23 protein-coding genes and 3 pseudogenes are annotated in these 25,537 nt (G+C 39.4%); 23 read left to right on the top strand and 3 right to left on the bottom strand.

Annotated elements, in window-relative coordinates:
• The first annotated feature begins 1 nt into the window (after nucleotide 1).
• Nucleotides 2–1,990: an ABC transporter permease gene (locus tag D8862_RS01690; RefSeq protein ID WP_125448457.1), complete on the top strand. Its 1,989-nt coding sequence runs from the start codon at nucleotides 2–4 to the stop codon at nucleotides 1,988–1,990.
• Nucleotides 1,991–2,029: 39 nt separating this feature from the next.
• Here D8862_RS01690 and D8862_RS01685 read toward each other — a convergent pair whose 3' ends face one another.
• Nucleotides 2,030–2,725 (bottom strand): VIT1/CCC1 transporter family protein, encoded by a 696-nt coding sequence (locus D8862_RS01685; RefSeq protein ID WP_125448456.1) that lies wholly within the window; start codon nucleotides 2,723–2,725, stop codon nucleotides 2,030–2,032.
• A 358-nt stretch (nucleotides 2,726–3,083) separates the two neighbouring features.
• Here D8862_RS01685 and efeO point away from each other — a divergent pair.
• The 22 genes and pseudogenes from efeO to lacG form a co-directional block, all read left to right on the top strand.
• A pseudogene (gene efeO / locus D8862_RS01680) lies at nucleotides 3,084–3,833 on the top strand (iron uptake system protein EfeO); the annotation flags it as partial.
• Between the two features lie 5 nt (nucleotides 3,834–3,838).
• A pseudogene (gene efeB / locus D8862_RS01675) lies at nucleotides 3,839–5,053 on the top strand (iron uptake transporter deferrochelatase/peroxidase subunit).
• Nucleotides 5,028–6,716, top strand: a complete 1,689-nt coding sequence (locus D8862_RS01670; RefSeq protein ID WP_125448455.1) for an FTR1 family iron permease — start codon at nucleotides 5,028–5,030, stop codon at nucleotides 6,714–6,716. The pseudogene efeB and the gene D8862_RS01670 overlap by 26 nt, the downstream one beginning before the upstream one ends.
• Nucleotides 6,717–7,448, top strand: a pseudogene (tatC, locus tag D8862_RS01665) (twin-arginine translocase subunit TatC).
• Nucleotides 7,432–7,602 (top strand): twin-arginine translocase TatA/TatE family subunit, encoded by a 171-nt coding sequence (locus D8862_RS01660; protein WP_038806076.1) that lies wholly within the window; start codon nucleotides 7,432–7,434, stop codon nucleotides 7,600–7,602. Before tatC ends, D8862_RS01660 begins: the two are co-directional and overlap by 17 nt.
• Before the next feature lie 301 nt (nucleotides 7,603–7,903).
• Nucleotides 7,904–8,611 (top strand): IspD/TarI family cytidylyltransferase, encoded by a 708-nt coding sequence (locus D8862_RS01655; RefSeq protein WP_125448454.1) that lies wholly within the window; start codon nucleotides 7,904–7,906, stop codon nucleotides 8,609–8,611.
• Between the two features lie 4 nt (nucleotides 8,612–8,615).
• A complete protein-coding gene (locus D8862_RS01650; RefSeq protein WP_125448453.1) occupies nucleotides 8,616–9,638 on the top strand; it encodes a ribitol-5-phosphate dehydrogenase in 1,023 nt (340 codons plus the stop codon).
• 16 nt (nucleotides 9,639–9,654) lie between these two features.
• The gene (locus D8862_RS01645; RefSeq protein WP_125448452.1) at nucleotides 9,655–10,524 is read left to right on the top strand and encodes a phosphotransferase family protein; all 870 of its coding nucleotides are present in this window, start codon (nucleotides 9,655–9,657) and stop codon (nucleotides 10,522–10,524) included.
• On the top strand, nucleotides 10,514–11,392 hold the full coding sequence (locus tag D8862_RS01640) for a DMT family transporter (RefSeq protein WP_125448451.1): 879 nt from the start codon (nucleotides 10,514–10,516) through the stop codon (nucleotides 11,390–11,392). Before D8862_RS01645 ends, D8862_RS01640 begins: the two co-directional genes overlap by 11 nt.
• Nucleotides 11,393–11,403: 11 nt before the next feature.
• Nucleotides 11,404–12,093, top strand: a complete 690-nt coding sequence (locus D8862_RS01635) for a sugar phosphate nucleotidyltransferase (RefSeq protein WP_125448450.1) — start codon at nucleotides 11,404–11,406, stop codon at nucleotides 12,091–12,093.
• Nucleotides 12,094–12,311: 218 nt separating this feature from the next.
• On the top strand, nucleotides 12,312–12,788 hold the full coding sequence (locus D8862_RS01630) for a PTS sugar transporter subunit IIA (RefSeq protein WP_000521967.1): 477 nt from the start codon (nucleotides 12,312–12,314) through the stop codon (nucleotides 12,786–12,788).
• 38 nt (nucleotides 12,789–12,826) lie between these two features.
• A complete protein-coding gene (locus tag D8862_RS01625) occupies nucleotides 12,827–13,132 on the top strand; it encodes a PTS sugar transporter subunit IIB (protein ID WP_125448449.1) in 306 nt (101 codons plus the stop codon).
• 54 nt (nucleotides 13,133–13,186) lie between these two features.
• Nucleotides 13,187–14,662 carry a PTS galactitol transporter subunit IIC gene (locus D8862_RS01620; protein ID WP_000382518.1) on the top strand — a complete coding sequence of 492 codons (1,476 nt, stop codon included), beginning with the start codon at nucleotides 13,187–13,189 and terminating at the stop codon, nucleotides 14,660–14,662.
• Between the two features lie 107 nt (nucleotides 14,663–14,769).
• A complete protein-coding gene (locus D8862_RS01615; RefSeq protein ID WP_125448448.1) occupies nucleotides 14,770–15,666 on the top strand; it encodes an aldose 1-epimerase family protein in 897 nt (298 codons plus the stop codon).
• Between the two features lie 286 nt (nucleotides 15,667–15,952).
• The gene (gene lacA / locus D8862_RS01610) at nucleotides 15,953–16,378 is read left to right on the top strand and encodes a galactose-6-phosphate isomerase subunit LacA (protein ID WP_125448447.1); all 426 of its coding nucleotides are present in this window, start codon (nucleotides 15,953–15,955) and stop codon (nucleotides 16,376–16,378) included.
• Nucleotides 16,379–16,408: 30 nt separating this feature from the next.
• Nucleotides 16,409–16,924 carry a galactose-6-phosphate isomerase subunit LacB gene (gene lacB, locus D8862_RS01605; protein ID WP_045499324.1) on the top strand — a complete coding sequence of 172 codons (516 nt, stop codon included), beginning with the start codon at nucleotides 16,409–16,411 and terminating at the stop codon, nucleotides 16,922–16,924.
• A 10-nt stretch (nucleotides 16,925–16,934) separates the two neighbouring features.
• Nucleotides 16,935–17,864, top strand: coding sequence for a tagatose-6-phosphate kinase (locus tag D8862_RS01600; RefSeq protein WP_125448446.1), 930 nt, complete (start codon nucleotides 16,935–16,937; stop codon nucleotides 17,862–17,864).
• A gap of 1 nt (nucleotide 17,865) precedes the next feature.
• Complete coding sequence (gene lacD / locus D8862_RS01595) at nucleotides 17,866–18,846, top strand: tagatose-bisphosphate aldolase (RefSeq protein ID WP_125448445.1); 981 nt, start codon at nucleotides 17,866–17,868, stop codon at nucleotides 18,844–18,846.
• A 236-nt stretch (nucleotides 18,847–19,082) separates the two neighbouring features.
• Nucleotides 19,083–19,919, top strand: coding sequence for a PRD domain-containing protein (locus D8862_RS01590; protein ID WP_125448444.1), 837 nt, complete (start codon nucleotides 19,083–19,085; stop codon nucleotides 19,917–19,919).
• 35 nt (nucleotides 19,920–19,954) lie between these two features.
• Complete coding sequence (locus tag D8862_RS01585; protein WP_001078334.1) at nucleotides 19,955–20,272, top strand: PTS lactose/cellobiose transporter subunit IIA; 318 nt, start codon at nucleotides 19,955–19,957, stop codon at nucleotides 20,270–20,272.
• On the top strand, nucleotides 20,272–21,966 hold the full coding sequence (locus D8862_RS01580; RefSeq protein ID WP_125448443.1) for a lactose-specific PTS transporter subunit EIIC: 1,695 nt from the start codon (nucleotides 20,272–20,274) through the stop codon (nucleotides 21,964–21,966). The genes D8862_RS01585 and D8862_RS01580 overlap by 1 nt, the downstream gene beginning before the upstream one ends.
• An 84-nt stretch (nucleotides 21,967–22,050) precedes the next feature.
• Nucleotides 22,051–23,457 carry a 6-phospho-beta-galactosidase gene (gene lacG, locus D8862_RS01575; RefSeq protein ID WP_125448442.1) on the top strand — a complete coding sequence of 469 codons (1,407 nt, stop codon included), beginning with the start codon at nucleotides 22,051–22,053 and terminating at the stop codon, nucleotides 23,455–23,457.
• A 39-nt stretch (nucleotides 23,458–23,496) separates the two neighbouring features.
• Here the strand turns inward: lacG and D8862_RS01570 are convergent, their stop codons facing one another.
• Together D8862_RS01570 and nrdF are read right to left on the bottom strand one after the other, a co-directional pair.
• Nucleotides 23,497–24,264, bottom strand: a complete 768-nt coding sequence (locus tag D8862_RS01570) for a DeoR/GlpR family DNA-binding transcription regulator (RefSeq protein WP_125448441.1) — start codon at nucleotides 24,262–24,264, stop codon at nucleotides 23,497–23,499.
• Between the two features lie 139 nt (nucleotides 24,265–24,403).
• Complete coding sequence (gene nrdF / locus D8862_RS01565) at nucleotides 24,404–25,366, bottom strand: class 1b ribonucleoside-diphosphate reductase subunit beta (protein ID WP_000451378.1); 963 nt, start codon at nucleotides 25,364–25,366, stop codon at nucleotides 24,404–24,406.
• Nucleotides 25,367–25,537: the final 171 nt, after the last annotated feature.

The following is a 25,537-nucleotide window of genomic DNA, read 5'->3' as shown; positions in this document are numbered from 1 at the left end:
TATGTTCCGATTAACCAATAAGTTAGCGGTTTCGAACTTAATCAAAAACCGCAAACTCTACTATCCCTTTGCCCTTGCTGTTCTCTTAGCAGTGACCATCACCTATCTCTTTTACTCACTGTCACTTAATCCTAACATAGGCAATATCCGAGGGGGAGAAACTATCTCTATGACGCTTGCTCTTGGTATGGTGGTTGTTACTATCGCTTCAGGGATTATTGTCCTTTATGCCAATAGTTTTGTCATGAAGAACCGCTCCAAGGAGCTAGGTGTATATGGTATGCTGGGGCTTGAAAAGCGCCATTTGATCAGTATGGTTTTTAAGGAGCTTCTTATATTTGGTTCCTTAACCTTGACAGCTGGTCTCGGCCTAGGAGCCCTCTTTGATAAGCTAATCTTTGCCCTTCTTCTGAAGCTGATGAAAATGAAAGTGGAGCTCGTTTCAACCTTCCAACCAATTGTCTTTATCCTAGTTCTCATCGTTTTTGGAGCTATCTTCCTAGGTCTGATTTTTATCAATGCCTTTCGCATCGCACGCATGAATGCCCTTCAGCTCTCTCGTGAAAAAGCCAGTGGTGAGAAAAAAGGACGATTCTTAGGTTTTCAAACCATTCTAGGTCTAATCAGTCTAGCAGCTGGTTACTACCTAGCAATAACAGTCGAAAACCCACTTTCTGCTGTTCTAATTTTCTTCGTAGCAGTTTTGTTGGTAATCTTTGGTACCTATCTCTTGTTTAATGCAGGAATCACAGTTTTCCTACAAATATTGAAGAAAAATAAGCGTTACTATTACCAACCTAATAACATGATTTCCGTATCCAATCTCATTTTCCGCATGAAGAAAAATGCGGTTGGTCTGGCGACGATTGCTATTCTCTCAACCATGGTCTTGGTTACTATGTCTGCTACAACGAGCGTCTTCAAGGCTTCAGAGACTTTCAAGAAAGTCATGAATCCGCATGATTTTGGGATTACAGGGCAGAATGTTGAAAAAGAAGATATCGAAAAACTCTTGAGCCAGTATGCTAGCGATAAGGGATTAACTGTAACAAAGAAAGAAGTCCTTACATACAGTAACTTTGGTGTGGCAAATCAAGAAGGTACGAAATTGACAATTTTTGAGAAAGGTCAAAATCGTGTTCAACCGAAAACTATTTTTATGGTCTTTGACCAAAAAGACTATGAGAATATGACGGGGCAAAAACTTGCACTTTCAGGTAAGGAAGTCGGCTTGTTTACTAAAAACAAAGAACTTCAAGGACAAAAAGAACTGACTCTGAATGACCAGACCTACACAATCAAGGAAGAAATCAAAAAAGATTTTATTCTTGAACATGTCCCAAATCAGTACAATATTCTAACTTCGGATTATAGCTATCTGGTTGTTCCTGACCTACAAGCCTTTCTTGACCAACATCCTAATTCTTCTATCTTTAATCAATACTATGGTGGTATGAATGTAACGGCTAGCGAGGACGAGCAGCTTAAAATTGCAGATGACTATTCAAAATTCGTCAACAACTTTAATAGAGAATTAAACAAAGAAGGAAGCTATGTTTACGGAAGTAATCTGGCTGATAGCAGTGCGCAGGTGAGTGCTCTCTTTGGTGGAGTTTTCTTTATCGGTATTTTCCTCTCTATCATCTTTATGGTGGGAACTGTTCTCGTTATCTACTACAAACAAATCTCTGAAGGCTATGAAGACCGTGAACGCTTCATCATTTTGCAAAAAGTCGGTCTCGATCAAAAGCAAATCAAGCAAACTATCAACAAACAGGTCCTAACTGTCTTCTTCCTTCCATTGCTATTTGCCTTCCTACACCTTGCCTTTGCCTATCACATGCTTAGCCTCATCCTAAAAGTCATTGGCGTGCTCGATGCGACCATGATGTTGACCGTTACACTTTCCATTTGTGCGATCTTCCTCATCGTCTACGTTTTGATTTTTATGATTACTTCAAGAAGCTATCGCAAGATTGTACAAATGTAAAAAAGATACCTCGAAATTCATCGAGGTATTTCTTTTATCTTAGATACTAAAGAGTTGTCCTAAGAGGAAGGTTACTCCCATGGTGAGAAGTCCGATACAGAGGTTACGGATCATAGCAGTTTTCGTAGGAGCTTTTCCTAATTTAGCACTGGTATAGCCAGTGACGAGAAGGGAAAGGGCCACGATAAAAACAGTAGCAGGAATGCGATAGTCACTTGGAAAGACAGTGATCGAAAGCATAGGAGGAAGACTTCCCAGTACAAAGGCGATAAAGCTAGAAATGGCAGCATGCCAAGGATTGGTAAACTCTTCGTATTCGATTCCGTACTTTTCCTCGACCAAGGCTTTGAGTGGATTTTTCAAAAAGGCTTTGTTGGTCAAGAGTTGGGCGGACGTTTCACACTCACCATTTTGAAGGTAAGCAGCATAGAGAGATTGTTTTGCAGATTCAATGTCTTTATCCAAGAGTAATTGCTCTCTAGCGACAGCGGCTTCTTCCGTGTCTTTCTGAGTGGATACAGAGACATATTCGCCACCTGCCATAGAAAAAGCACCAGCGAGGATAGCCGCCAATCCTGATAAAAAGATAATCCAGATATTGTTCGTCGCACTAGCAACACCGATAACGACTCCAGCAATGGAAATAATCCCATCATTGGCACCGAGAACACCAGCGCGCAGGATATTGAGTCGTCCTGCAAAGTTTGCATCAATTTCATGTTTCAATTCTGTCATAGTCATCTCCTTTCTTTCCATTATAGAGAAAAGAGGAGGGGAAAACAATCTTTTTAAACTATCTGAAAAAAGTTCTACGATTCTAATTTTTAAGCCCTTTCTAATTTTACCAGAAAATGCTACTTCAAATTCTCAAATATTAAATTTTCTGACAATTTGTTAAAAAACTAAGGAAAGGATGTTATAATGGAACGTAAAATAAATTCAGGCTTCCTGAATCAATAGGAGTAAATAATGAAAAAACTAGGTGTTGTCCTTTTATCTTCTGCTTTGCTATTGACAGCATGTGCAGTCCGTTTTGAAAAATCAACCGAGACAAGTGATTCCTCTAAGGTGACAAGCTTTATCAGATGACAAACAAAAATTGCTTGATAAGGCAACCGCAGATTATAAGACTTTTGTTCAAGGACAAATTGACAAACTCTTAACGGATACAGAAGGCTTTGTCCAGCTTTTAAAAGACGGAAAATTGGAGGAAGCCAAGAAAGCTTATCCACTTGTTCGTATGACTTATGAACGTTCAGAACCAATCGCTGAGAGTTTTGGTGAATCTGATGTTAAGATTGACTTTCGTCTAGCAGACTATGTGGATGAAAATAATACCGAGGAAGGTTGGTCAGGTTTCCACCGTATCGAGCGTATCCTTTGGGAAGAAAACACAACTAAGGGAACCGAAAGTTATGGAGATCAGCTTGTCAACGATATCAAAGAGTTGAAGGCTAAGGTAGCAACTGTTGAAGTAGATCACAAGATTATGTTGACAGGGGCAGTTGACTTGCTCAATGAAGTGGCGACAAGCAAGATTACGGGTGAAGAGGAAATCTACTCTCATACAGATTTGTACGACTTCCGCGCTAATATCGAGGGAGCTGAAAAGATATTCCAACTCTTTAAACCTTTACTAGAAAAATCAGATGCTGACCTAGTTAAAGAATTAGAAGCTGATTTCAAATCTGTTAATAGCTTGTTGGACAAACATATGACAGACAAGGAACACTACAAACTCTATACAGACTTAACAAAAGAAGACACTAAAGAATTGGCTGAAGCCGTGACGAAACTTGGTGAACCTCTATCACAAATGGGCAAATTTCTTGATGGAGAATAGGCAGTATGACTAATAAAGACGAAAATTTTTTTGAGAAAAAAATGGACCGTCGAGAATTTCTAAAAAAAGCGGGTATTGGAGGTGCTGGTCTAGCACTTGGTCTCTCTGGTGCCTCCGCTTTTTTAGCACCTAAGCTAGACAAACAGGAAAAAATCTCGTACGGTAATGAAAAAATTGACTTTTATGGGAAACACCAAGCGGGTATCACGACCCCTATGCAGAGGAATATCTATTTTGTTGTCCTAGATTTGCATACGACAGATAAAGATAAGATTATTTAGCTGTTTAAGGATTGGACAGATTATAGTAGCAAGTTGGTAGAAGGAGAATTGGTTAAAAAAGATGGTCAGAATGCTCTCTTGCCACCTAGTGACACTGGAGAAACCGTGGGGCTAAATCCTCATCGTTTAACGCTGACTTTTGGTGTGTCTGCTAGTTTCCTAAAAAAGATGAATTTGGAGCACAAGCGTCCTCAACTTTTTAGGGATTTTCCACCCTTTCCAAAGGAGCAACTGCGTGAAAAATATACTGGGGGAGATATTGTTATCCAAGCCTGTGCAGATGACGAGCAAGTTGCTTTTCATGCTATTCGCAACCTCATTCGTAAAGGGAGAAATGCAGTTACCCTCCGTTGGAGCCAATCTGGATTTGCTGCTATTGGGGATCGTATGGAGACACCACGCAACCTTTTTGGTTTCAAAGATGGAACAGCCAATGTGACCAAAGAAAAGGATTTTGATCGTGTTGTCTGGACCGACAGCAAGGATTGGATGGGAAATGGCTCCTATATGGCTGTTCGCCGCATCCAGATGTTTCTCGATACCTGGGATCGAACCAATCTTGAAGAGCAAGAAAATACCTTTGGTCGTTATAAGGAAAGTGGCGCCCCTTTTGGGAAGAAGAATGAGTTTGATGAAGTAGATTTGAGTCTTTTACCAGATGATTCGCATGTTCGATTAGCCAAAGAGGTAGAGAAGCCACTCTTACGACGATCTTATTCATACTCGGATGGAATTGATGATAAGACTGGACAATTTGACACAGGTTTACTCTTTATCTCTTTCCAAAAGGATCCAGATCATTTTGTCAAGGTTCAAACCAACCTCGGAGCTACAGACAAGATGAATGAGTATGTAACCCACATCGGTAGCGGTCTTTTTGCCTGCTTTGGTGGAGTAGAGAAAGGAGGCTATATTGGTCAGAAATTATTGGAAGACTAGTATTTGTTTTGTTACTTTGTCTTTTCTCTTGTTAGCTATGTCTCCTGTCGGTGCGAAGGAAAGTCTGAGTTCCTATTTTGTAAAGATTACCGATGCCTCTCAGGCTGTAAAAAATGGAAATCAGGCAGAAGCCAAGGCCCTAGTTAGAGAAATGGCGACGGATTTTGAAAAAGTAGAACATGCTGATTCGGATACTGGAAAGGTTGTCAAGGAGAAACTTGCTCTGTCAGGGGAGATTAGTGAAGAAAATCTGACACAAATCTCTTCTGCTCTTCTAGCTTTTGAAAAAGAACAACATCCAATAGATCTGAATGCGGAGAAGGAAAAGCTTGTCAGTCGCTTAAGACCACGTTTTGAGACTTTGGATAAGGCAATTTCTTCCAAAGACATAGAGCAAATTCGAGAAGCCTATAAAAAGATGAATTCCACTTGGACCATCAATGAAAGTGTCGTCCGCGACAACAGTACAACTCATTACGGTCAAGTAGAAACTGCTATCTCTTTCTTACGCAGTAGTATTGAAATGGAGCCGACAGATTATGATGCTATCCAGTCTTCTTTTAATGACTTAAAAACTGCCATTGATAATTTCGTAGCTGGCAAAGAAGTGGCGACAAGTTCCTCCAATCTAAGTCTTAAAGATGGCATTGAGCTTCTCAAAAAAGCCTTGGAACAATTTAAATCTGGAGATCAGACGGCAGGGACGGCTACCATGAAAGAGTTTATTACTATATGGCCGATTGTTGAAGGTTCTGTTAGTACGACCAATCCTTCCCTCTACACCCGAGTCGAAAGCGAAAGTCCTGTAATTATGGTCAAGGGTAGTGAGAAGGAATATCAAGAAAAATTAGAAAAACTGATTGCTGATTTATCTCAAATTGACACTAGCTCAAGCTACAACGCTTTTGATGCCATGCTCATTCTCTTACGTGAAGGAGTAGAGGCCCTCTTAATCGTTATGGCCTTGGTCACAACACTAAAAGCAGCCAAGGTGCGTAAAGGACTCAAGTGGGTATATGGTGGAGCACTATCAGGAATAGCTGCGAGTCTAGTGATTGCATTTATACTACAAATTGCCTTTCCTGCAGTAACATCAGGGGCCAATCGAGAAATCATCGAAGGAGCTGTTGGTATTTTCGCAGTCGTTATGATGATTTTGATTGGTATCTGGCTTCACAGTAAATCCTCGGTCAAAAAATGGAATGATTTTATGGATAATCAAATGAAAACTGTGACCAAGACAGGTTCATTCATTTCCATGTTTGCTCTTAGTTTTCTAGCTGTTTTCCGTGAAGGGGCAGAGACCATTCTATTTTACGTAGGTATTTTACCGAGAATATCTCGTTTTGAGTTTATCCTAGGTATTTCTCTAGCTTTGTTAGTCTTGCTGATTATTGCATTTCTGATGAACAAGGCGAGTCAATTCTTCCTACCTCATAAGGTCTTCTTCCTATTGACGTGGATGATTTATGCTCTTGCCTTCAAGATGCTTGGAGTTAGTGTGCATGCTCTGCAGCTGACAAATATGGCACCCAATCACCTGCTATCAAGTTTTCCAACTATCGACCTATTGGGTATCTATCCAAGTTGGGAAGGTTTAGGAAGTCAGCTAGTCTTTCTGATAATTGTTTTGGTTGTCACATTGAGACAGGGTGAAAAGTAGATGGATACAAAAGAATTGACAATTATTGAACATCTGGTAGAATTTAGAAAGAGATTCATTGTTGTTATAGCCTGCTTTTTTATAGTCTTCTGTGGAGCTTTATTGTTTGCAGATCAGCTATACTATTTTCTAACTCAGTCCTTTAATCAAAAGTTGATTGTATTAGGTCCAAATGATATTTTGTGGATTTATTTTCGCTTAGCGAGCCTAATGTCCTTTACTATTACGCTACCTTTTACAATTTATCAGATTTAGAGTTTTATCAAACCAGGCTTGAAATTAGAAGAAGCAAGAGCAATCTTTGCCTATATTCCAGCTAGTTTTATTTGCTTTCTACTTGGACTAGCCTTTGGATTCTACTTTGTAACGCCTGCCTTACTTCAAGTGCTTTTAGGACTTGGGGAAGGATTATTTGAAACTCAATTAACAGCGCAGAACTACTTAGACTTTGTTTTTCAAACAACTATCCCTTTGGCGTTCATCTTTGAATTGCCAGTCATCATCGCTTTTTTAACGTCGATCGGCTTGATTGGACCAGGGCTCTTAGTTACCTATAGACGTTATGCCTACTTTTTTTTATTGGTACTCGCTGTTATTTTGACACCAGCTGATTTTATTAGCGATCTAGCCATGACAATTCCTTTAATCTCGCTCTATGAGCTTAGTATTGCAATTAGCAAGAGTATTGTAAAGAAAAAAATGAAAGGAGAAAAGAATGGGAATCTTACGTGATATCGGTGCTCCAGGATTGATTATCATCGTTCTAGGTGCACTCTTAATTTTTGGACCAAAACGTTTACCAGAACTTGGTGAATCAATCGGTAAAATGCTGTCTGAATTTAAAAAGGCAGTTAAAGGAATTGGTGACCAAGATCAGGAAAAGTAATCTATTCCATAATTATAAATAAAAACAAGAAAGTTAGGAACTGTAGCTGTCTAGGCCTAGGTGAGCAGTTTCCTAGCTTTTTATTGTATTCTTAAAAATAATTTTAAGTTTTCTTTAAGGTTTGTATTATACTCTAAAGGACTCTATATTAACCGAATGTTAAGTAAAAAATATAGAGGGAAATCTAATTTTATTTCTCAAATTTAGATAGATAGTTTTCTGTCTTTTCTTCATGATGGAGGCAGATTGTGATATAATAGATGGTAATGAGTTTTTTAGAATAAACTAAAGGAGAATATATATGATCTATGCAGGAATCCTAGCCGGAGGAACTGGCACACGCATGGGAATCAGCAATTTACCAAAGCAATTCTTAGAATTGGGTGATCGTCCTATTTTGATCCACACAATCGAAAAATTTGTCTTGGAGCCAGGCATTGAAAAAATTGTAGTTGGAGTTCATGGAGATTGGGTTTCACACGCTGAGGACCTGGTTGACAAGTATCTTTCTCTTCACAAGGAGCGCATCATCATTACCAAAGGTGGCGCTGATCGTAATAGCAGTATTGAGAAGATTATTGAAGCCATTGATGCCTACCGTCCAATTACTCCAGAAGATATCGTGATTACGCATGACTCTGTTCGTCCATTTATCACACTCCGTATGATTCAGGACAATATCAAGCTCGCTCAAGATCATGATGCAGTTGACACAGTAGTAGAAGCGGTTGATACCATTGTTGAAAGTACAAATGGTCAGTTTATCACTGATATTCCAAATCGTGCTCACCTCTATCAAGGTCAAACACCTCAGACCTTCCGCTGCAAGGATTTCATGGATCTGTATGGTTCCTTATCTGATCAAGAAAAGGAAATTCTGACCGATGCATGTAAGATTTTTGTCATCAAAGGGAGGGATGTTGCCCTAGCTAAAGGGGAATATTCAAACCTTAAAATCACAACTGTAACAGACTTGAAAATCGCGAAAAGCATGATTGAGAAAGACTAAGGCTATGATTAATCAAATTTATCAACTGACTAAACCAAAGTTTATCAATGTAAAATACCAAGAAGAGGACATTGATCAGGAGAATCATATCCTTATCCGTCCAAATTATATGGCGGTTTGTCATGCAGACCAACGTTACTATCAAGGAAAACGTGATCCAAAGATATTGGCTAAAAAGCTTCCTATGGCTATGATTCACGAGTCTTGTGGAACTGTTATTTCTGATCCAACTGGGACTTACGAAGTCGGCCAAAAGGTCGTCATGATTCCAAATCAACCGCCTATGCAGAGTGACAAGGAGTTCTACGAGAACTACATGACAGGGACCTACTTCCTATCTAGTGGTTATGATGGGTTTATGAGAGAGTTTGTTTCTCTTCCCAAAGATCGTGTTGTGTCTTATAATGACATTGAGGACACAGTTGCTGCCATTACCGAGTTTATGAGTGTAGGTATGCATGCCATGGATCGTTTCTTGAATCTCGCTCATAGCAAGCGAGAGCGCATAGCTGTTATCGGAGACGGTAGCTTGGCCTTTGTGGTTGCCAATATTATCAATTACACCTTACCAGAAGCAGAGATTATCGTGATTGGTCGCCATTGGGAAAAACTGGAGCTCTTCTCTTTTGCAAAAGAATGCTATATCACAGACAATATCCCAGAGGATTTGACCTTTGATCATGGATTTGAGTGTTGCGGTGGTGATGGTACGGGTCCAGCTATCAATGACTTGATCCGTTATATTCGCCCACAAGGAACGATCCTCATGATGGGAGTCAGCGAATACAAGGTCAATATCAATACACGAGATGCCTTAGAAAAAGGCTTGCTCTTGGTTGGTTCATCTCGCTCAGGACGCATTGATTTTGAGAAGGCCATCCAGATGATGGAAGTCAAGAAGTTTGCGAATCGTTTGAAAAATATTCTTTATATTGAAGAACCAGTGAGAGAAATCAAGGACATTCACCGTGTCTTTGCCACCGACCTAAATACTGCTTTTAAAACAGTATTTAAGTGGGAAGTGTAGAAGATGGAGGTTAATTGTGGAGAAACTCATCAGAGAAAAAATTTCTTCTTTGCTATCTGAAGAAGAGGAAGTCCTCAGTGTTGAACAACTGGGTGGCATGACCAACCAAAACTACTTGGTTAAAACAACCTCCAAACCTTATATCGTTAAATTTTTCGGAAAAGGGACTGAAAAGCTCATCAATCGTCAAGATGAAAAATATAATCTTGAATTGTTGAAAGATTTGAATCTTGATGTCAAGAATTATCTTTTTGATATTGAGTCAGGAATCAAGGTAAATGAGTACATTGATTCTGCCACAACGCTTGATTCCACTTCAATCAAGACCAAGTTTGAAAAGATTGCCCCGATTCTACAAACCATTCATGGATCTGGTAAAGAACTAAGAGGGGAATTTGCTCCGTTTGAAGAAATCAAAAAATACGAATCCTTGATTGAGGGAAATATCCCTTACGCCAACTATGAAGCTGTGAGAAAAGAAGTCTTTTCGCTCGAGAAAAGGTTGGCTGATTTGGGTGTTGACAGAAAGTCTTGTCATATCGATTTAGTTCCAGAAAACTTTATCGAGTCACCCCAAGGACGTATGTATTTGATTGACTGGGAATACTCTTCTATGAATGACCCGATGTGGGATTTGGCAGCTCTCTTTTTGGAGTCTGAATTTACAAATCAGGAAGAAGAAAACTTCCTTTCCTACTATGAGAGTGACAAAACACCTGTATCTCGCGAGAAGATTCGAATCTATAAAATCTTACAAGATACCATCTGGAGTTTGTGGACAGTGTATAAAGAAGCTCAAGGGGCCGATTTTGGAGATTATGGTGTGAGTCGCTACCAAAGAGCTGTTGATGGTTTGACCTATTATGGAGGTTTGGATGAAGAATAAAAATGGTGTCTCTTTCGGTCTGCTCTCGGGTATCTTCTGGGGACTAGGTCTGACAATTAGTTCTTATATCTTTTCAATTTTTACCAATCTTTCCCCCTTTGTGGTGGCGGCTGCTCATGATTTCTTGAGTATCTTTATCTTGTTAGCTTTTCTTTTGGTAAAAGAAGGAAAAGTTCGACTCTCGATTTTTCTAAATATTCGAAATGTCAGTGTTATTATCGGAGCCTTGCTAGCTGGTCCCATTGGCATGCAGGCCAATCTTTATGCGGTTAAGTATATCGGTAGTTCTCTTGCATCTTCAGTATCAGCTATCTATCCAGCAGTTTCTGTTTTACTAGCATTTTTCATTTTGAAACACAAGGTATCTAAGAATACTGTGTTTGGTATTTTGTTGATTATCGCTGGTATTATTGCCCAGACTTACAAAGTTGAGCAGGTTAATTCTTTTTATATCGGAATTCTTTGTGCATTAGTTTGTGCCATCGCTTGGGGAAGTGAGAGTGTTCTTAGTTCCTACGCCATGGAAAGTGAATTAAGTGAAATTGAAGCACTATTAATCCGTCAAGCAACCTCATTCTTGTCATACCTTGTCATTGTCCTCTTTTCTCATCATTCATTTGCAGAAGTAGCAGATGGACAATTACTCGGTTTGATGTTAGTCTTTGCAGCATGTAATATGATTTCTTACTTAGCTTACTATATTGCTATCAATCGTCTGCAGCCAGCAAAAGCAACTGGTTTGAACGTAAGCTATGTCGTTTGGACAGTATTGTTCTCAGCAATGCTTTTAGGAACACCACTCGATATGGTGACCATTATTACATCGCTTGTTGTCATGGCTGGTGTTTATATTATTATTAAAGAATAAAGGAGAATAGCGTGAAAGCAATTATCTTGGCAGCGGGGTTGGGAACTCGCCTGCGTCCTATGACTGAAAATACCCCCAAAGCCTTGGTTAAAGTCAACCAAAAACCCTTGGTAGAATACCAAATCGAGTTTTTGAAAGAGAGAGGAATCGATGAGATTATTATCGTTGTTGGCTACCTCAAAGAACAATTTGACTACCTAAAAGAAAAATATGGTGTTCGTTTAGTCTTTAACGACAAGTATGCTGATTACAATAACTTTTACTCACTTTACCTCGTAAAAGAAGACTTGGCAAATAGCTATGTCATTGATGCAGATAATTATCTTTTTAAAAATATGTTTAGAAACGATCTTAAACGTTCAACCTATTTCAGTGTTTATCGTGAAGACTGTGAGAATGAATGGTTCTTGGTTTATGGTGATGACTATAAAGTTCAAGACATCATCGTTGATAGCAAGGCTGGCCGTATTTTGAGCGGGGTTTCATTCTGGGATGCTCCAACTGCTGAAAAGATTGTTGGTTTTATTGACAAAGCATACGCAAGTGGTGAATTTGTTGATCTCTATTGGGACAACATGGTTAAAGATAATATCAAAGAATTAGATGTGTATGTCGAAGAATTAGAAGGAAATAGCATCTATGAAATTGATAGTGTCAAGGATTATCAAAAATTAGAAGAAATTTTATCTTCCATTAACTAAATAACATTAGGAATTAGTAACAGAAAGACCCATTTTGGTCTTTTTTTGTTTGAAATGCACGAAAATAGAATTTAAAAAGATTGTTTGATAATGATTGTAATTAATTAAAAAAACACAATCAACAAAAAAGAAACAAAATAAAACAAAAAGTATTGACAACGATTTCATATAGTGTTATACTTATAACGTAAAAGTTAATTGAAAGAAGGGAAACTGTTATGGGATTAGATCATTTCTTTGACAAAGACCTCGTGTTTTGCTTAGAAGCGGATAATCAAGAACAACTCTTTGATCAGGTAGCAACCTTATTGGAAGAACGAGAAATCGTGACTCCAACTTATCGTGAAGCCTTGATCACGCGTGAAAAGTCATTTCCAACTGGCTTAGATATGGAATTTCTGGGAAAGGACTTGCCAAATGTAGCGATTCCTCATACAGATATTGTTCATAATCTAGCCGAGAAAGTGGTGGTTGTTCGATTAGAAAAACCAGTAACTTTTCACAATATGATTGCTCCTGATAAGGAAGTGGAAGTATCTTTACTCTTCTTTATCATTAACAATTCAAGTTCGAGTCAAACCAACATTCTTGCTCAGTTAATGGACTTCTTTACAGGGAATGGTCATCTAGAAGATTTATCAAATATTTCTGAACCAGAAGCCTTGTATGCCTATATCTCTGAAGCAACAGCTTAAATCGTACATTATAAAAAATAAAATCGGAGGAAATCCAAATGATTAAAATTCTCGCTGCCTGCGGTGCAGGTGTTAACTCAAGTCACCAAATTAAAAGTGCTCTAGAAGAAGAACTTTCAAACCGTGGTTATGATGTTCACTGCGATGCAGTTATGGTAAAAGATGTGAATGAAGACCTTATGAAAGGCTACGATATCTTTACACCAATCGCTGCAACTGACCTTGGTTTTGAACCAAGAATTCCAGTAATTGAAGCTGGACCAATCTTGTTCCGTATTCCAGCGATGAGCGCTCCAGTATTTGACAATATTGAAGCAGCTATCAAAGAACACGGACTAAGCTAATTTATTCTTTATCTTGTTAACATTCATATAACTAAAAAAACGGGAGGAACTATTATGGATGTCATTATCGAACTAGCCAATAAGCTGTTCAAACCTATCTTGGATATGGGTGGACCAATTATCATGCTGATCATTTTGACAGTATTGGCTCTACTTTTTGGAGTGAAATTCTCCAAAGCGCTTGAAGGTGGTATTAAACTTGCCATCGCTCTTACTGGTATCGGTGCTATCATCGGTATGCTCAATGGAGCTTTCTCAGAATCACTTAAAAAATTCGTTGAAAACACTGGTATCCATTTGAACATCACTGACGTTGGTTGGGCACCACTTGCTACCATCACTTGGGGCTCTGCTTGGACACTTTACTTCTTGCTAGTAATGTTGATTGTCAACGTTGTGATGCTTGCAATGAAGAAAACGGATACACTTGACGTCGATATCTTCGATATCTGGCACTTGTCAATAACTGGTCTTTTGATTAAATGGTACGCAGATAACAATGGAGTTAGCCAAGGAGTTTCACTCTTCATCGCAACTGCAGCAGTTGTCCTTGTAGGTATTTTGAAGATCATCAACTCTGACCTGATGAAACCAACATTCGACGATCTTCTTAATGCACCAAGTTCATCACCAATGACTTCAACACACATGAACTACATGATGAACCCAGTTATCATGGTTTTGGATAAGATTTTTGAAAAATTCTTCCCAGGTCTTGATAAATATGACTTTGATGCTGCTAAATTGAACAAAAAAATCGGTTTCTGGGGATCTAAATTCTTTATCGGTTTCATCCTTGGTATTGTTATTGGTTTTATGGGGACTCCACAACCTGTTGAAGGACTTAAAGATGCTGCAAACTGGCAAGAAGTTATTAAAGGTTGGTTGTCTCTTGGTTTAACAGCCGGTGTAGCTTTGGAACTCTTCTCACTTATCGGATCTTGGTTCATCGCAGCCGTAGAACCACTTTCACAAGGTATTACAAACGTTGCTACTAAACGTCTTCAAGGACGTAAATTCAACATCGGTCTTGACTGGCCTTTCATCGCTGGTCGTGCTGAAATCTGGGCTTGTGCTAACGTACTTGCTCCAATCATGCTAGTAGAAGCTGTTCTTCTTTCAAACGTCGGTAATGGTATCTTGCCTCTTGCAGGTATCATCGCTATGGGTGTGACCCCAGCTCTCTTGGTTGTTACACGTGGTAAATTGCTCCGTATGATTATCTTCGGAACACTCTTGTTGCCTCTCTTCCTTCTTTCTGGTACTCTTATCGCACCATTTGCAACAGAACTTGCTAAAGGTGTAGGTGCCTTTCCTAAAGGTGTAGATAGTGCTCAATTGATTACTCACTCAACTCTTGAAGGACCAATTGAAAAACTATTTGGTTGGGCAATCGGTAATGCTACAACAGGTGATATCAAAGCAATCCTTGGTGCAGCAGCCTTCCTTGTATTCTATGTAGGTATCTTTGCTTGGTATAGAAAACAAATGATCAAACGTAACGAAGAATACGCAGCAAATGCTAAATAATTCGCTCCTATAAAATGTAAATTGTGAAAACTAGGTTGTTAATTTCCTACATTGGGAGTGGCAACCTAGTTTTTTATATAAAAATCTAAAAATAGTTGGAGAATATTATGGTAATTGAAATCAAATCAGACCAGTTAACGGTCCAGTTTAAAATCTTAGGTGGCGCCTTGTCGTCAATCAAGGACCGAGAAGGCATTGAGTATTTGTGGCAAGGAGATGCCACTTACTGGAGTGGACAAGCGCCAGTACTTTTTCCAATCTGTGGCTCTTTAAGAGAAGATACAGCCTTCTACAGTCATGCAGATGGAACAGAGACGAAAGGAAACATTCCTCGCCATGGTTTGGTCCGTAAAAAAGAATTTGAGTTGGTTGATCAAACAGAAAACAGCGTAACCTTTGCTATCGAAGATGATGAGAATACTTATCAAAACTATCCTTATCATTTCCGCCTTGAAATCACTTATAAGGTTACTGGCAAGACAGTTCGTACTCAATACAAAGTCTTCAATAAAGAAACCAGCAAGGTCCTGCCATACTTTATTGGTGGACATCCAGGCTTTAATTGCCCTCTACTAGATGGCGAAACTTATGAAGATTACTATTTAGAGTTTGAGAAAGAAGAGACTTGCTCTGTTCCCCGTCCTTTCCCAGAAACAGGAATGTTAGACTTCCAAGATAGAAGTTTATGGTTGGATGGGCAAAAAGAATTAGACCTTAGCTATGATTTGTTTAGCACAGATGCAGTGACTTTGGATGAGTTGCAATCCAGAACAATTGCGCTTCGTTCTCGTAAGCATGAGAAGGGATTAAAAGTACACTTCCAAGAGTTCTCAAATCTCATCATTTGGTCAACTTTGAATAAGGGACCTTTCATTGCCTTTGAACCATGGTCTGGCTTATCAACTTCACTTGAAGAAGGAGATCATCTAGAAGATAAGAAGAATGTTCGTCTCTTGGAAGCTGGTCAAGTAGATCAGATTGGCTTTGATATTGAAATATTTTAGATAAAAAACCACAAAAACAAACATTTACTGTTGACTTTTTCTATAAATAGGAGTATATTATGTTTGTAAACAACAAATGATGTTTGTAACAAACAAATAATCGCTTGTTATGTTTTCTTTCGAGGAGAAAGATTGTTTTTAGGAAATTGGTTTCCTGGACTTGGATAAGGTGGTGTTCATCTCATTCAATCAAATTTGTCAATAAACTGCTAGAAAGTCTTTTGTAGGTAAACTGCTAGCTATAAAAGTCTTTACTAGCCTAGAATAATAAAAAGGAGTAAACAATATGTCTATTGTTATCGGTGCAGATGCTGCAGGTTTGAGATTGAAAGAAGTTGTGAAAGACTTCTTGGAAAAAGAAAACTTCCACGTTGTGGATGTTACAACTGAAGGTCAAGACTTTGTTGATGTGACTCTTGCTGTTGCTGCAGAAGTAAACAAAGAAGAACAAAACCTTGGTATCGTGATTGATGCTTATGGTGCTGGTCCATTCATGGTCGCAACAAAAATCAAAGGAATGGTTGCTGCAGAAGTTTCAGATGAACGTTCAGCTTATATGACTCGTGGCCACAACAACTCACGTATGATCACTATGGGTGCACAACTTGTTGGTGATGAATTGGCTAAAAATATTGCTAAAGGTTTTGTTAACGGTAAATACGACGGTGGTCGTCACCAGATTCGTGTCGACATGTTGAACAAAATGTGCTAATTAGATTACAGTAAGAAAGGTAAGATAAAAATGAGAATTGCAATTGGATGTGACCACATCGTGACAGATGAAAAAATGGCGGTTTCAGAATTTTTGAAATCAAAAGGACATGAAGTCATTGACTTTGGTACTTACGATCATGCTCGTACACACTACCCAATTTTTGGTAAAAAAGTAGGGGAAGCAGTTGTTAGCGGTCAAGCTGATCTTGGGGTATGTATCTGTGGTACAGGTGTCGGTATCAACAATGCTGTAAATAAGGTTCCTGGTGTCCGTTCTGCCTTAGTTCGTGATATGACAACAGCTCTTTATGCTAAAGAACAATTGAACGCCAACGTTATTGGTTTTGGTGGTAAAATCACTGGTGAATTGCTTATGTGCGATATCATTGAAGCTTTCATCAATGCTGAATACAAGCCATCTGAAGAAAACAAAAAATTGATTGCGAAAATCGAGCATGTTGAAACTCACAATGCTCATCAAGCAGATGCAAACTTCTTTACAGAATTCCTTGAAAAATGGGATCGCGGTGAATACCACGACTAAGAGGTGACGTATGATTTTAACAGTCACAATGAATCCATCCATTGATATTTCTTATCCTTTGGATGAATTGAAAATTGACACTGTCAACCGTGTGGTGGACGTGACCAAGACAGCTGGTGGTAAAGGGCTCAATGTTACACGAGTTCTTTCAGAATTTGGTGATTCTGTTGCTGCTACTGGTTTGGTCGGTGGTAAATTTGGTGAGTTTTTGGTTGAAAATATCGATAATCAAGTAAAGAAAGATTTCTTCTCAATTCAGGGAGAAACTCGTAACTGTATCGCTATTCTCCACGGAGACAACCAAACAGAAATTCTGGAGAAAGGGCCTGAAGTTCTGGAACAAGAAGGGCAATATTTCTTGACTCATTTCGAAAATCTTCTTGACACTGTGGAAGTAGTAGCCATCTCAGGTAGTCTGCCAGCAGGTCTTCCAGTTGACTACTATGCAAGCTTGGTAGAACTTGCTAATCGCGCAGGAAAATCAGTTGTTCTGGACTGCTCAGGTGCAGCTCTTCAGGCGATCCTTGAATCACCACACAAACCAACAGTTATCAAACCAAATAACGAAGAATTGTCTCAGCTTCTTGGGAAAGAAGTTTCAGAAGATTTGGATGAATTAAAGGAAGTTCTTCAAGAGCCTCTATTTGCAGGGATTGAGTGGATTATCGTTTCACTTGGTGCAAATGGTGCTTTTGCAAAACATGGGGATACTTTCTATAAAGTAGATATTCCTAGAATTCAGGTAGTCAATCCTGTTGGATCTGGTGACTCTACTGTGGCAGGGATTTCCTCAGGACTTCTTCATAGGGAATCGGATGCAGAACTCCTCATCAAGGCCAATGTCCTTGGTATGCTTAACGCTCAAGAAAAAATGACAGGTCATGTGAATATGGCTAACTATCAAGGTCTATACGACCAACTAATCGTAAAAGAGGTATAAAATGGTTTTAACGGAACAAAAACGTGCATGCTTAGAAAAACTTTCAGATGAAAATGGTATTATCTCAGCTCTTGCCTTTGACCAACGTGGTGCTTTGAAACGCCTTATGGCTCAATACCAAACGGAAGAGCCAACTGTTGCTCAAATGGAAGAACTCAAAGTCTTGGTTGCAGATGAATTGACAAAATACGCTTCATCTATGCTTCTAGACCCAGAGTATGGTCTCCCAGCTACAAAAGCGCTTGCTCCAAATGCTGGTCTTCTCCTTGCTTATGAGAAAACTGGTTACGACACAACAAGCACCAAACGCTTGCCAGACTGCCTGGATGTTTGGTCTGCAAAACGTATCAAGGAACAAGGTGCAGACGCTGTTAAGTTCTTGCTTTACTATGACGTAGACAGCGCTGACGAACTCAACCAACAAAAACAAGCCTACATCGAACGCATCGGTTCTGAGTGTGTGGCGGAAGATATTCCATTCTTCCTTGAAATCCTCGCTTACGATGAAAAAATCGCTGACGCAGGTTCTGCAGAATATGCGAAAGTAAAACCACACAAGGTTATCGGTGCCATGAAAGTCTTCTCAGACCCACGCTTCAATATCGATGTCTTGAAAGTGGAAGTTCCAGTCAATGTTAAATACGTTGAAGGCTTTGGTGATGGTGAAATTGTGCATACTCGCGAAGAAGCAGCAGCCTTCTTCAAAGCACAAGACGAGGCAACTAACTTGCCATACATCTACTTGAGTGCGGGCGTATCAGCTAAACTCTTCCAAGAAACACTTGTCTTTGCCCACGAATCAGGTGCAAACTTCAATGGAGTTCTTTGTGGCCGTGCAACCTGGGCTGGATCAGTTGAAGCCTACATCAAAGACGGTGAAGCAGCAGCTCGTGAGTGGTTGCGTACAACTGGTTTTGAGAACATTGACGAACTCAACAAGGTTCTTCAAACAACAGCGACTTCATGGACTGAACGTGTATAAGTTTTCCCCCTAATCTTAGGAACATTGATCTAAATAAAAAATTTAAAAAAAGTTGAATGTAAAGGTTTACAAAAAAACTTACTTGTGCTATACTTAAATCACAAGTTAATACAAGGTGAGTGTTACTAAGTAATATTAGGCATGATCACAGGTGGATTAGAAATCAATTGATTTTCTAGTTCATTTGTGGTCATTTTTTGTACTCATATACCTTTAAGAGATAAAAGGAGGTTGCCATGTATCGAATTCTAAATCCAATGAATCACAATGTCTCGCTTGTCAGAAATGATAAAGGAGAAGAAGTGATTGTGATTGGTAAGGGGATTGCATTTGGAAAAAAGAAGGGGGATTTGATTGCTGAAAATCAGGTTGAGAAAATCTTTCGGATGAAGACAGAAGAGTCCAGAGAAAACTTTATGGCTCTGCTCAAAGATGTCCCGCTTGATTTTATCACAGTGACCTATGAGATTATTGATAAGCTTTCTAAGAAATATCATTATCCGATTCAAGAGTATCTCTATGTGACCTTGACAGATCATATTTACTGTTCTTATCAAGCTCTAACGCAAGGAAGGTACAAGGATAGCAATCTGCCGGATATTTCTGCCAAGTATCCTGTAGCTTTTCAAATCGCAAAGGAAGCCTTTGAAATTTATCGTCAGAAATTGACAGATCATTTCCCTGAGGATGAAATTATTCGGATCGCTTATCATTTCATCAATGCCGAAGGTGAGAATGAAGTGGAAGTTGTTGAGTCGATTGATAAGAGGAAAGAAATTCTCAGGAATGTCGAAGAAGTGCTAAAGGGTTATGCGATTCAACGAACCAAAAAGAATAACCATTTCTATGATCGCTTTATGATTCATCTCAACTATTTTTTGGATTATTTAGACCGTTCCAGAGATGATAATCAATCTCTTCTGGATATGGAAGACCATATCAAACAATCCTATCCAAAGGCATTTGAGGTCGGTTCCAAGATCTATGATGTGATTACGCAACATACGGGTCTTGATTTGTATAAAAGTGAACGAGTTTATCTAGTTCTACATATCCAACGTTTATTGTCATAAAAATTTAATTAAAAATACATAAGGAGCATTCTATCATGAATAGAGAAGAAGTAACATTGTTAGGTTTTGAAATCGTAGCCTATGCTGGCGATGCTCGTTCAAAACTATTGGAAGCCTTGAAGGCTGCTGAGGCTAGCGATTTTGCGAAAGCAGATAGCTTAGTCGAGGAAGCTGGTTCTTGCATTGCAGAGGCTCACCACGCGCAAACAAGCCTTTTGACTAAGGAGGCAGCTGGTGAAGATTTGGCCTATAGTGTAACCATGATGCATGGCCAAGACCACTTGATGACAACTATCTTGTTAAAAGATTTGATGCACCATTTAATCGAACTCTATAAGAGAGGAGTTAAGTAATGAACAAACTAATTGCTTTTATTGAGAAAGGAAAACCTTTCTTTGAGAAACTATCTCGTAATATCTATCTTCGTGCCATTCGTGATGGTTTCATTGCTGGTATGCCTGTCATTCTCTTCTCAAGTATCTTTATCTTGATTGCTTTTGTACCAAACTCATGGGGCTTTAAATGGTCTGATGATGTTGTTAATCTCCTCATGAAACCTTATAGCTATTCAATGGGGATTCTAGCTCTCTTGGTAGCTGGTACAACAGCTAAGTCATTGACCGACTCAGTAAACCGTAGCATGGAGAAAACCAATCAAATCAACTATATGTCAACATTGTTGGCAGCAATTGTTGGTTTGTTGATGTTGGCAGCTGATCCTATCGAAAATGGCCTAGCTACTGGATTCTTGGGGACAAAAGGTTTGCTTTCAGCCTTCCTTGCTGCCTTTGTTACTGTAGCCATCTATAAGGTTTGTGTTAAGAACAACGTCACTATTCGTATGCCTGACGAAGTTCCACCAAATATCTCACAAGTATTTAAAGATGTGATTCCATTCACTCTATCAGTGGTTTCTCTATATGTTCTTGATTTACTTGCGCGTCAATTTGTTGGAGTAAGCGTAGCTGAATCAATCGGTAAATTCTTTGCACCATTATTCTCTGCTGCTGATGGTTATCTAGGTATTACCATTATTTTTGGGGCCTTTGCTTTCTTCTGGTTTGTGGGTATCCACGGTCCTTCCATCGTCGAACCTGCAATCGCAGCGATTACCTATGCAAATGCTGAAGTCAACTTGAACCTTCTTCAACAAGGGATGCATGCAGACAAGATCCTTACTTCTGGTACACAAATGTTTATCGTTACCATGGGTGGTACTGGTGCGACACTGGTTGTTCCATTCATGTTCATGTGGCTGACCAAATCAAAACGAAACCGTGCAATCGGTCGTGCTTCAGTAGTTCCAACTTTCTTTGGAGTAAACGAACCAATCCTGTTTGGTGCACCACTTGTCTTGAACCCAATCTTCTTTATTCCTTTCATCTTTGCGCCAATTGCCAACGTATGGATCTTTAAATTCTTCATTGAGACTCTTGGCATGAACTCATTTACAGCCAACCTTCCTTGGACAACACCAGGACCGCTCGGTATTGTTCTCGGTACAAACTTCCAATTCTTGTCATTTGTTCTTGCTGCTTTGTTAATCCTTGTTGACGTAGCCATTTACTATCCATTCCTCAAGGTTTATGATGAACAAATTCTTGAAGAAGAGCGTTCCGGTAAAGCCAATGATGAATTGAAAGAAAAAGTAGCAGCAAACTTCAATACTGCCAAAGCAGATGCGATTCTTGAAAAAGCAGGTGTAGAAGCAGCGCAAAACACAATCACTGAAGAAACTAATGTTCTCGTTCTTTGTGCAGGCGGAGGAACAAGTGGTCTCCTTGCAAATGCTCTAAACAAAGCGGCAGCAGAATACAAGGTCCCTGTTAAAGCAGCAGCTGGTGGCTATGGTGCTCACCGTGAAATGTTGCCTGAGTTTGATCTGGTTATCCTTGCTCCTCAAGTTGCTTCAAACTTTGAAGATATGAAGGCCGAAACCGACAAACTTGGTATCAAACTTGCCAAGACAGAAGGTGGCCAATACATTAAACTGACTCGTGACGGAAAAGGCGCTCTTGCCTTCGTTCAAGCGCAGTTCGAAGGATAAAATGTAAATGGCGAAGAAGTGAGATGGAGGAACTCTTCCCAACTATACCCCCATCTCATTTCTATTTCTTGAAAGGTGAATCAAATGACAAAAACACTTCCAAAAGACTTTATTTTTGGCGGAGCAACAGCAGCCTACCAAGCAGAAGGTGCAACCAATACTGATGGTAAAGGGCCAGTTGCCTGGGATAAATATCTTAAGGACAACTACTGGTACACTGCTGAGCCAGCCAGTGATTTCTATCACAAATACCCAGTTGACCTCAAACTTGCAGAAGAGTATGGTGTCAATGGTATCCGTATTTCAATCGCTTGGTCACGTATCTTTCCAACTGGTTACGGGAAAGTCAATGCCAAGGGAGTTGAGTTCTATCACAAGTTATTTGCAGAATGTCACAAACGACATGTTGAGCCCTTCGTGACCCTCCATCACTTTGACACACCAGAGGCGCTTCATTCAAACGGAGATTTCCTAAACAGAGAAAACATTGATCACTTTGTGGATTATGCAGCCTTCTGTTTTGAAGAATTTCCTGAAGTTAACTTTTGGACAACCTTTAATGAAATTGGGCCGATAGGGGATGGCCAGTATTTGGTTGGGAAATTCCCTCCAGGTATTCAGTACGACCTTGCCAAAGTCTTCCAATCTCATCACAATATGATGGTGTCGCATGCGCGTGCAGTAAAACTTTTCAAGGATAAGGGATATAAGGGTGAAATTGGTGTGGTTCATGCACTGCCTACTAAGTATCCTCTGGATCCAGATAATCCAGCAGATGTTCGTGCAGCCGAGTTAGAAGATATCATTCACAATAAATTTATTTTGGATGCGACTTATCTAGGACGATATTCCGAAGAAACAATGGAAGGTGTCAACCATATCTTAGCAGTCAATGGTGGTAGCTTAGATCTGCGTGAAGAAGACTTCGCAGTCCTAGAAGCTGCAAAAGACCTGAATGACTTCCTTGGAATTAACTACTACATGAGTGATTGGATGCAAGCCTTTGATGGCGAAACAGAAATCATTCATAACGGTAAGGGTGAAAAAGGAAGCTCTAAGTATCAGATTAAGGGAGTTGGACGTCGAGTAGCTCCAGATTATGTGCCACGTACTGATTGGGATTGGATTATCTATCCTCAAGGTTTGTATGATCAAATCATGCGCGTGAAGAAAGATTACCCAAATTACAAGAAAATCTACATCACAGAGAATGGTCTCGGATACAAAGATGAGTTTGTGGATGGAACAGTCTACGATGATGGACGGATTGATTATGTTAAGAAACATATGGAAGTGATTGCAGATGCAATCTCCGATGGAGCCAATGTCAAAGGCTACTTTATCTGGTCGCTGATGGATGTCTTTTCTTGGTCAAATGGCTATGAAAAGCGTTATGGCCTCTTCTATGTTGATTTTGAAACCCAGGAGCGCTATCCAAAGAAATCGGCTCACTGGTACAAGAAACTAGCTGAGACACAACTTATTGATTAAAATTCAACAAAAATTCCCCACCAAAAGGCAGGGGAATTTTTATGGTTTTGATAAAAGAATGGTTGTTTGTTTCGACAGATCTTCAAATGTCTCCTGACTCAGTTTAGAGTCTGAAACGATGGTATCAATCTCTGAGATATTGTAGAAAGTGTAAAAATCAAACTTATTAAACTTGCTGTGGTCTGCCAGTAAGTATTTTTTATTGGCATTATTCAAGGCGATTCGTTGTACCTCGCCCTCTTCTTCACTGAAAGTAGCAATTGCCTTATCCTTAATACCATTACAGCTAACAAATGCCTTAGAAAACTGAAGGTTGGTCAAATCCTGCAAGGTGAGTGTCCCTACAAAAGCACCAGTGATAGAGCGATAGTTTCCACCAATCAAAATCAAATCTGTTAGTTTTCGTTCGTTTAGGATGAGAAAAACAGGAAGACTGTTTGTTACAACACGAATATTATCAATTGGGAGTTCACGAGCAAAACATTCTAAGGTTGTTCCTGGCCCGATAAAAATGGTTTCACCTTCGTCAATCAAATGACCTACAAAACGGCTAATTTCTTGTTTTTCAGCAATCTGCAAGCCTTGTTTTTCAACATTTGAGCGTTCGTTGTTTAAGAGAGAACCTGTACGAAGTTTTTCAGCGCCACCATGCACGCGTACCAGCAAATCCTTGTCTGCTAGTTCTTGTAAGTAGCGACGGGCTGTCATATCTGATACATCAAGACTCTCCATAATCTCTTTTACAGTAATAGTGCCTTTTGTGTTTACTGCTTCTAGAATACTATCTAGTTTTTCTTGCTTTAGCATCCTTATCACCTCGATTTCTACTATTATTATCTTACCATAAAACGCTCAATCAATCAAATAGAAAAAAACAAAATAAAACAAAAACAAAAATACCATGGTTGTTTTAAACAAACCATGATATTTTGAATGATTGGTCAAATTAGTCTAAACCGTAGTTGTAATCCTCGTCTTGCATAGCTTCAACTTCACCAAGGAGGTAACCATTTCCGACTTGAGAGAAGAAGTCGTGGTTAGAAGTTCCTGTTGAAATACCGTTCATAACGATTGGGTTGACATCATCAGCTGAATCTGGGAAGAGTGGATCTTGTCCTAGATTCATAAGAGCCTTATTGGCATTGTAACGAAGGAAGGTTTTAACTTCCTCAGTCCAGCCAACACCGTCATAGAGACTTTCAGTATAACCTTCTTCGTTCTCGTAGAGGGTATAGAGCAGGTCGTACATCCATTCTTTAAGTTTTTCTTGCTCTTCTTCAGGCAATTCGTTAAAACCAAGTTGGAATTTGTAACCAATGTAAGTTCCATGAACAGACTCATCACGGATGATCAGTTTGATGATTTCCGCAACGTTGGCCAGTTTGTTGTTACCGAGATAGTAGAGAGGCGTAAAGAAACCAGAGTAGAAGAGGAAGGTTTCAAGGAAAACGCTGGCAACTTTCTTTTCTAGCGGGCTACCATTGAGATAGATTTCATTGATAATTTCCGCTTTTCTTTGTAGGTAGGGGTTAGTGTTGGTCCATTCAAAGATTTCTTCGATTTCAGCCTTGGTGTTCAAGGTAGAGAAGATAGAAGAATAGGATTTTGCGTGGACAGATTCCATAAATTGGATGTTGTTGAAAACAGCTTCCTCATGCGGTGTACGGATGTCTGAGCGAAGCGCCTGAACCCCTGTTTCAGATTGCATGGTATCCAAAAGGGTCAAACCACCAAAGACTTTTCCAACCAAGTCTTTTTCCTTGTTTGATAGTTTTCTCCAGTCGTCTAGGTCATTTGACAAGGGGATACGCGTATCGAGCCAGAATTGCTCTGTCAGCTTTTCCCAAGTTGATTTGTCGATGACATCTTCGATGGCATTCCAGTTAATGGCTTTGTAGTAAGTTTCCATTTGAAATCTCTTTCTGTATGTAATAATGCGATGATAGAATCTTCTCTATTTTATGACAGTCTGAGAAGAGTATCGCACAAAAAGTCGGAAGACCGACTTTTCATTTTTCCTAGTATTTTAGGTACTTGTCCAAGTTTATTGCGGGGCATTTAATCAGTAATCAGATGAAAT

This window comes from Streptococcus oralis, assembly GCF_003942585.1.
GTDB lineage: Bacteria > Bacillota > Bacilli > Lactobacillales > Streptococcaceae > Streptococcus > Streptococcus oralis_BE.
This window is presented reverse-complemented; position numbering and strand designations above follow the sequence as displayed.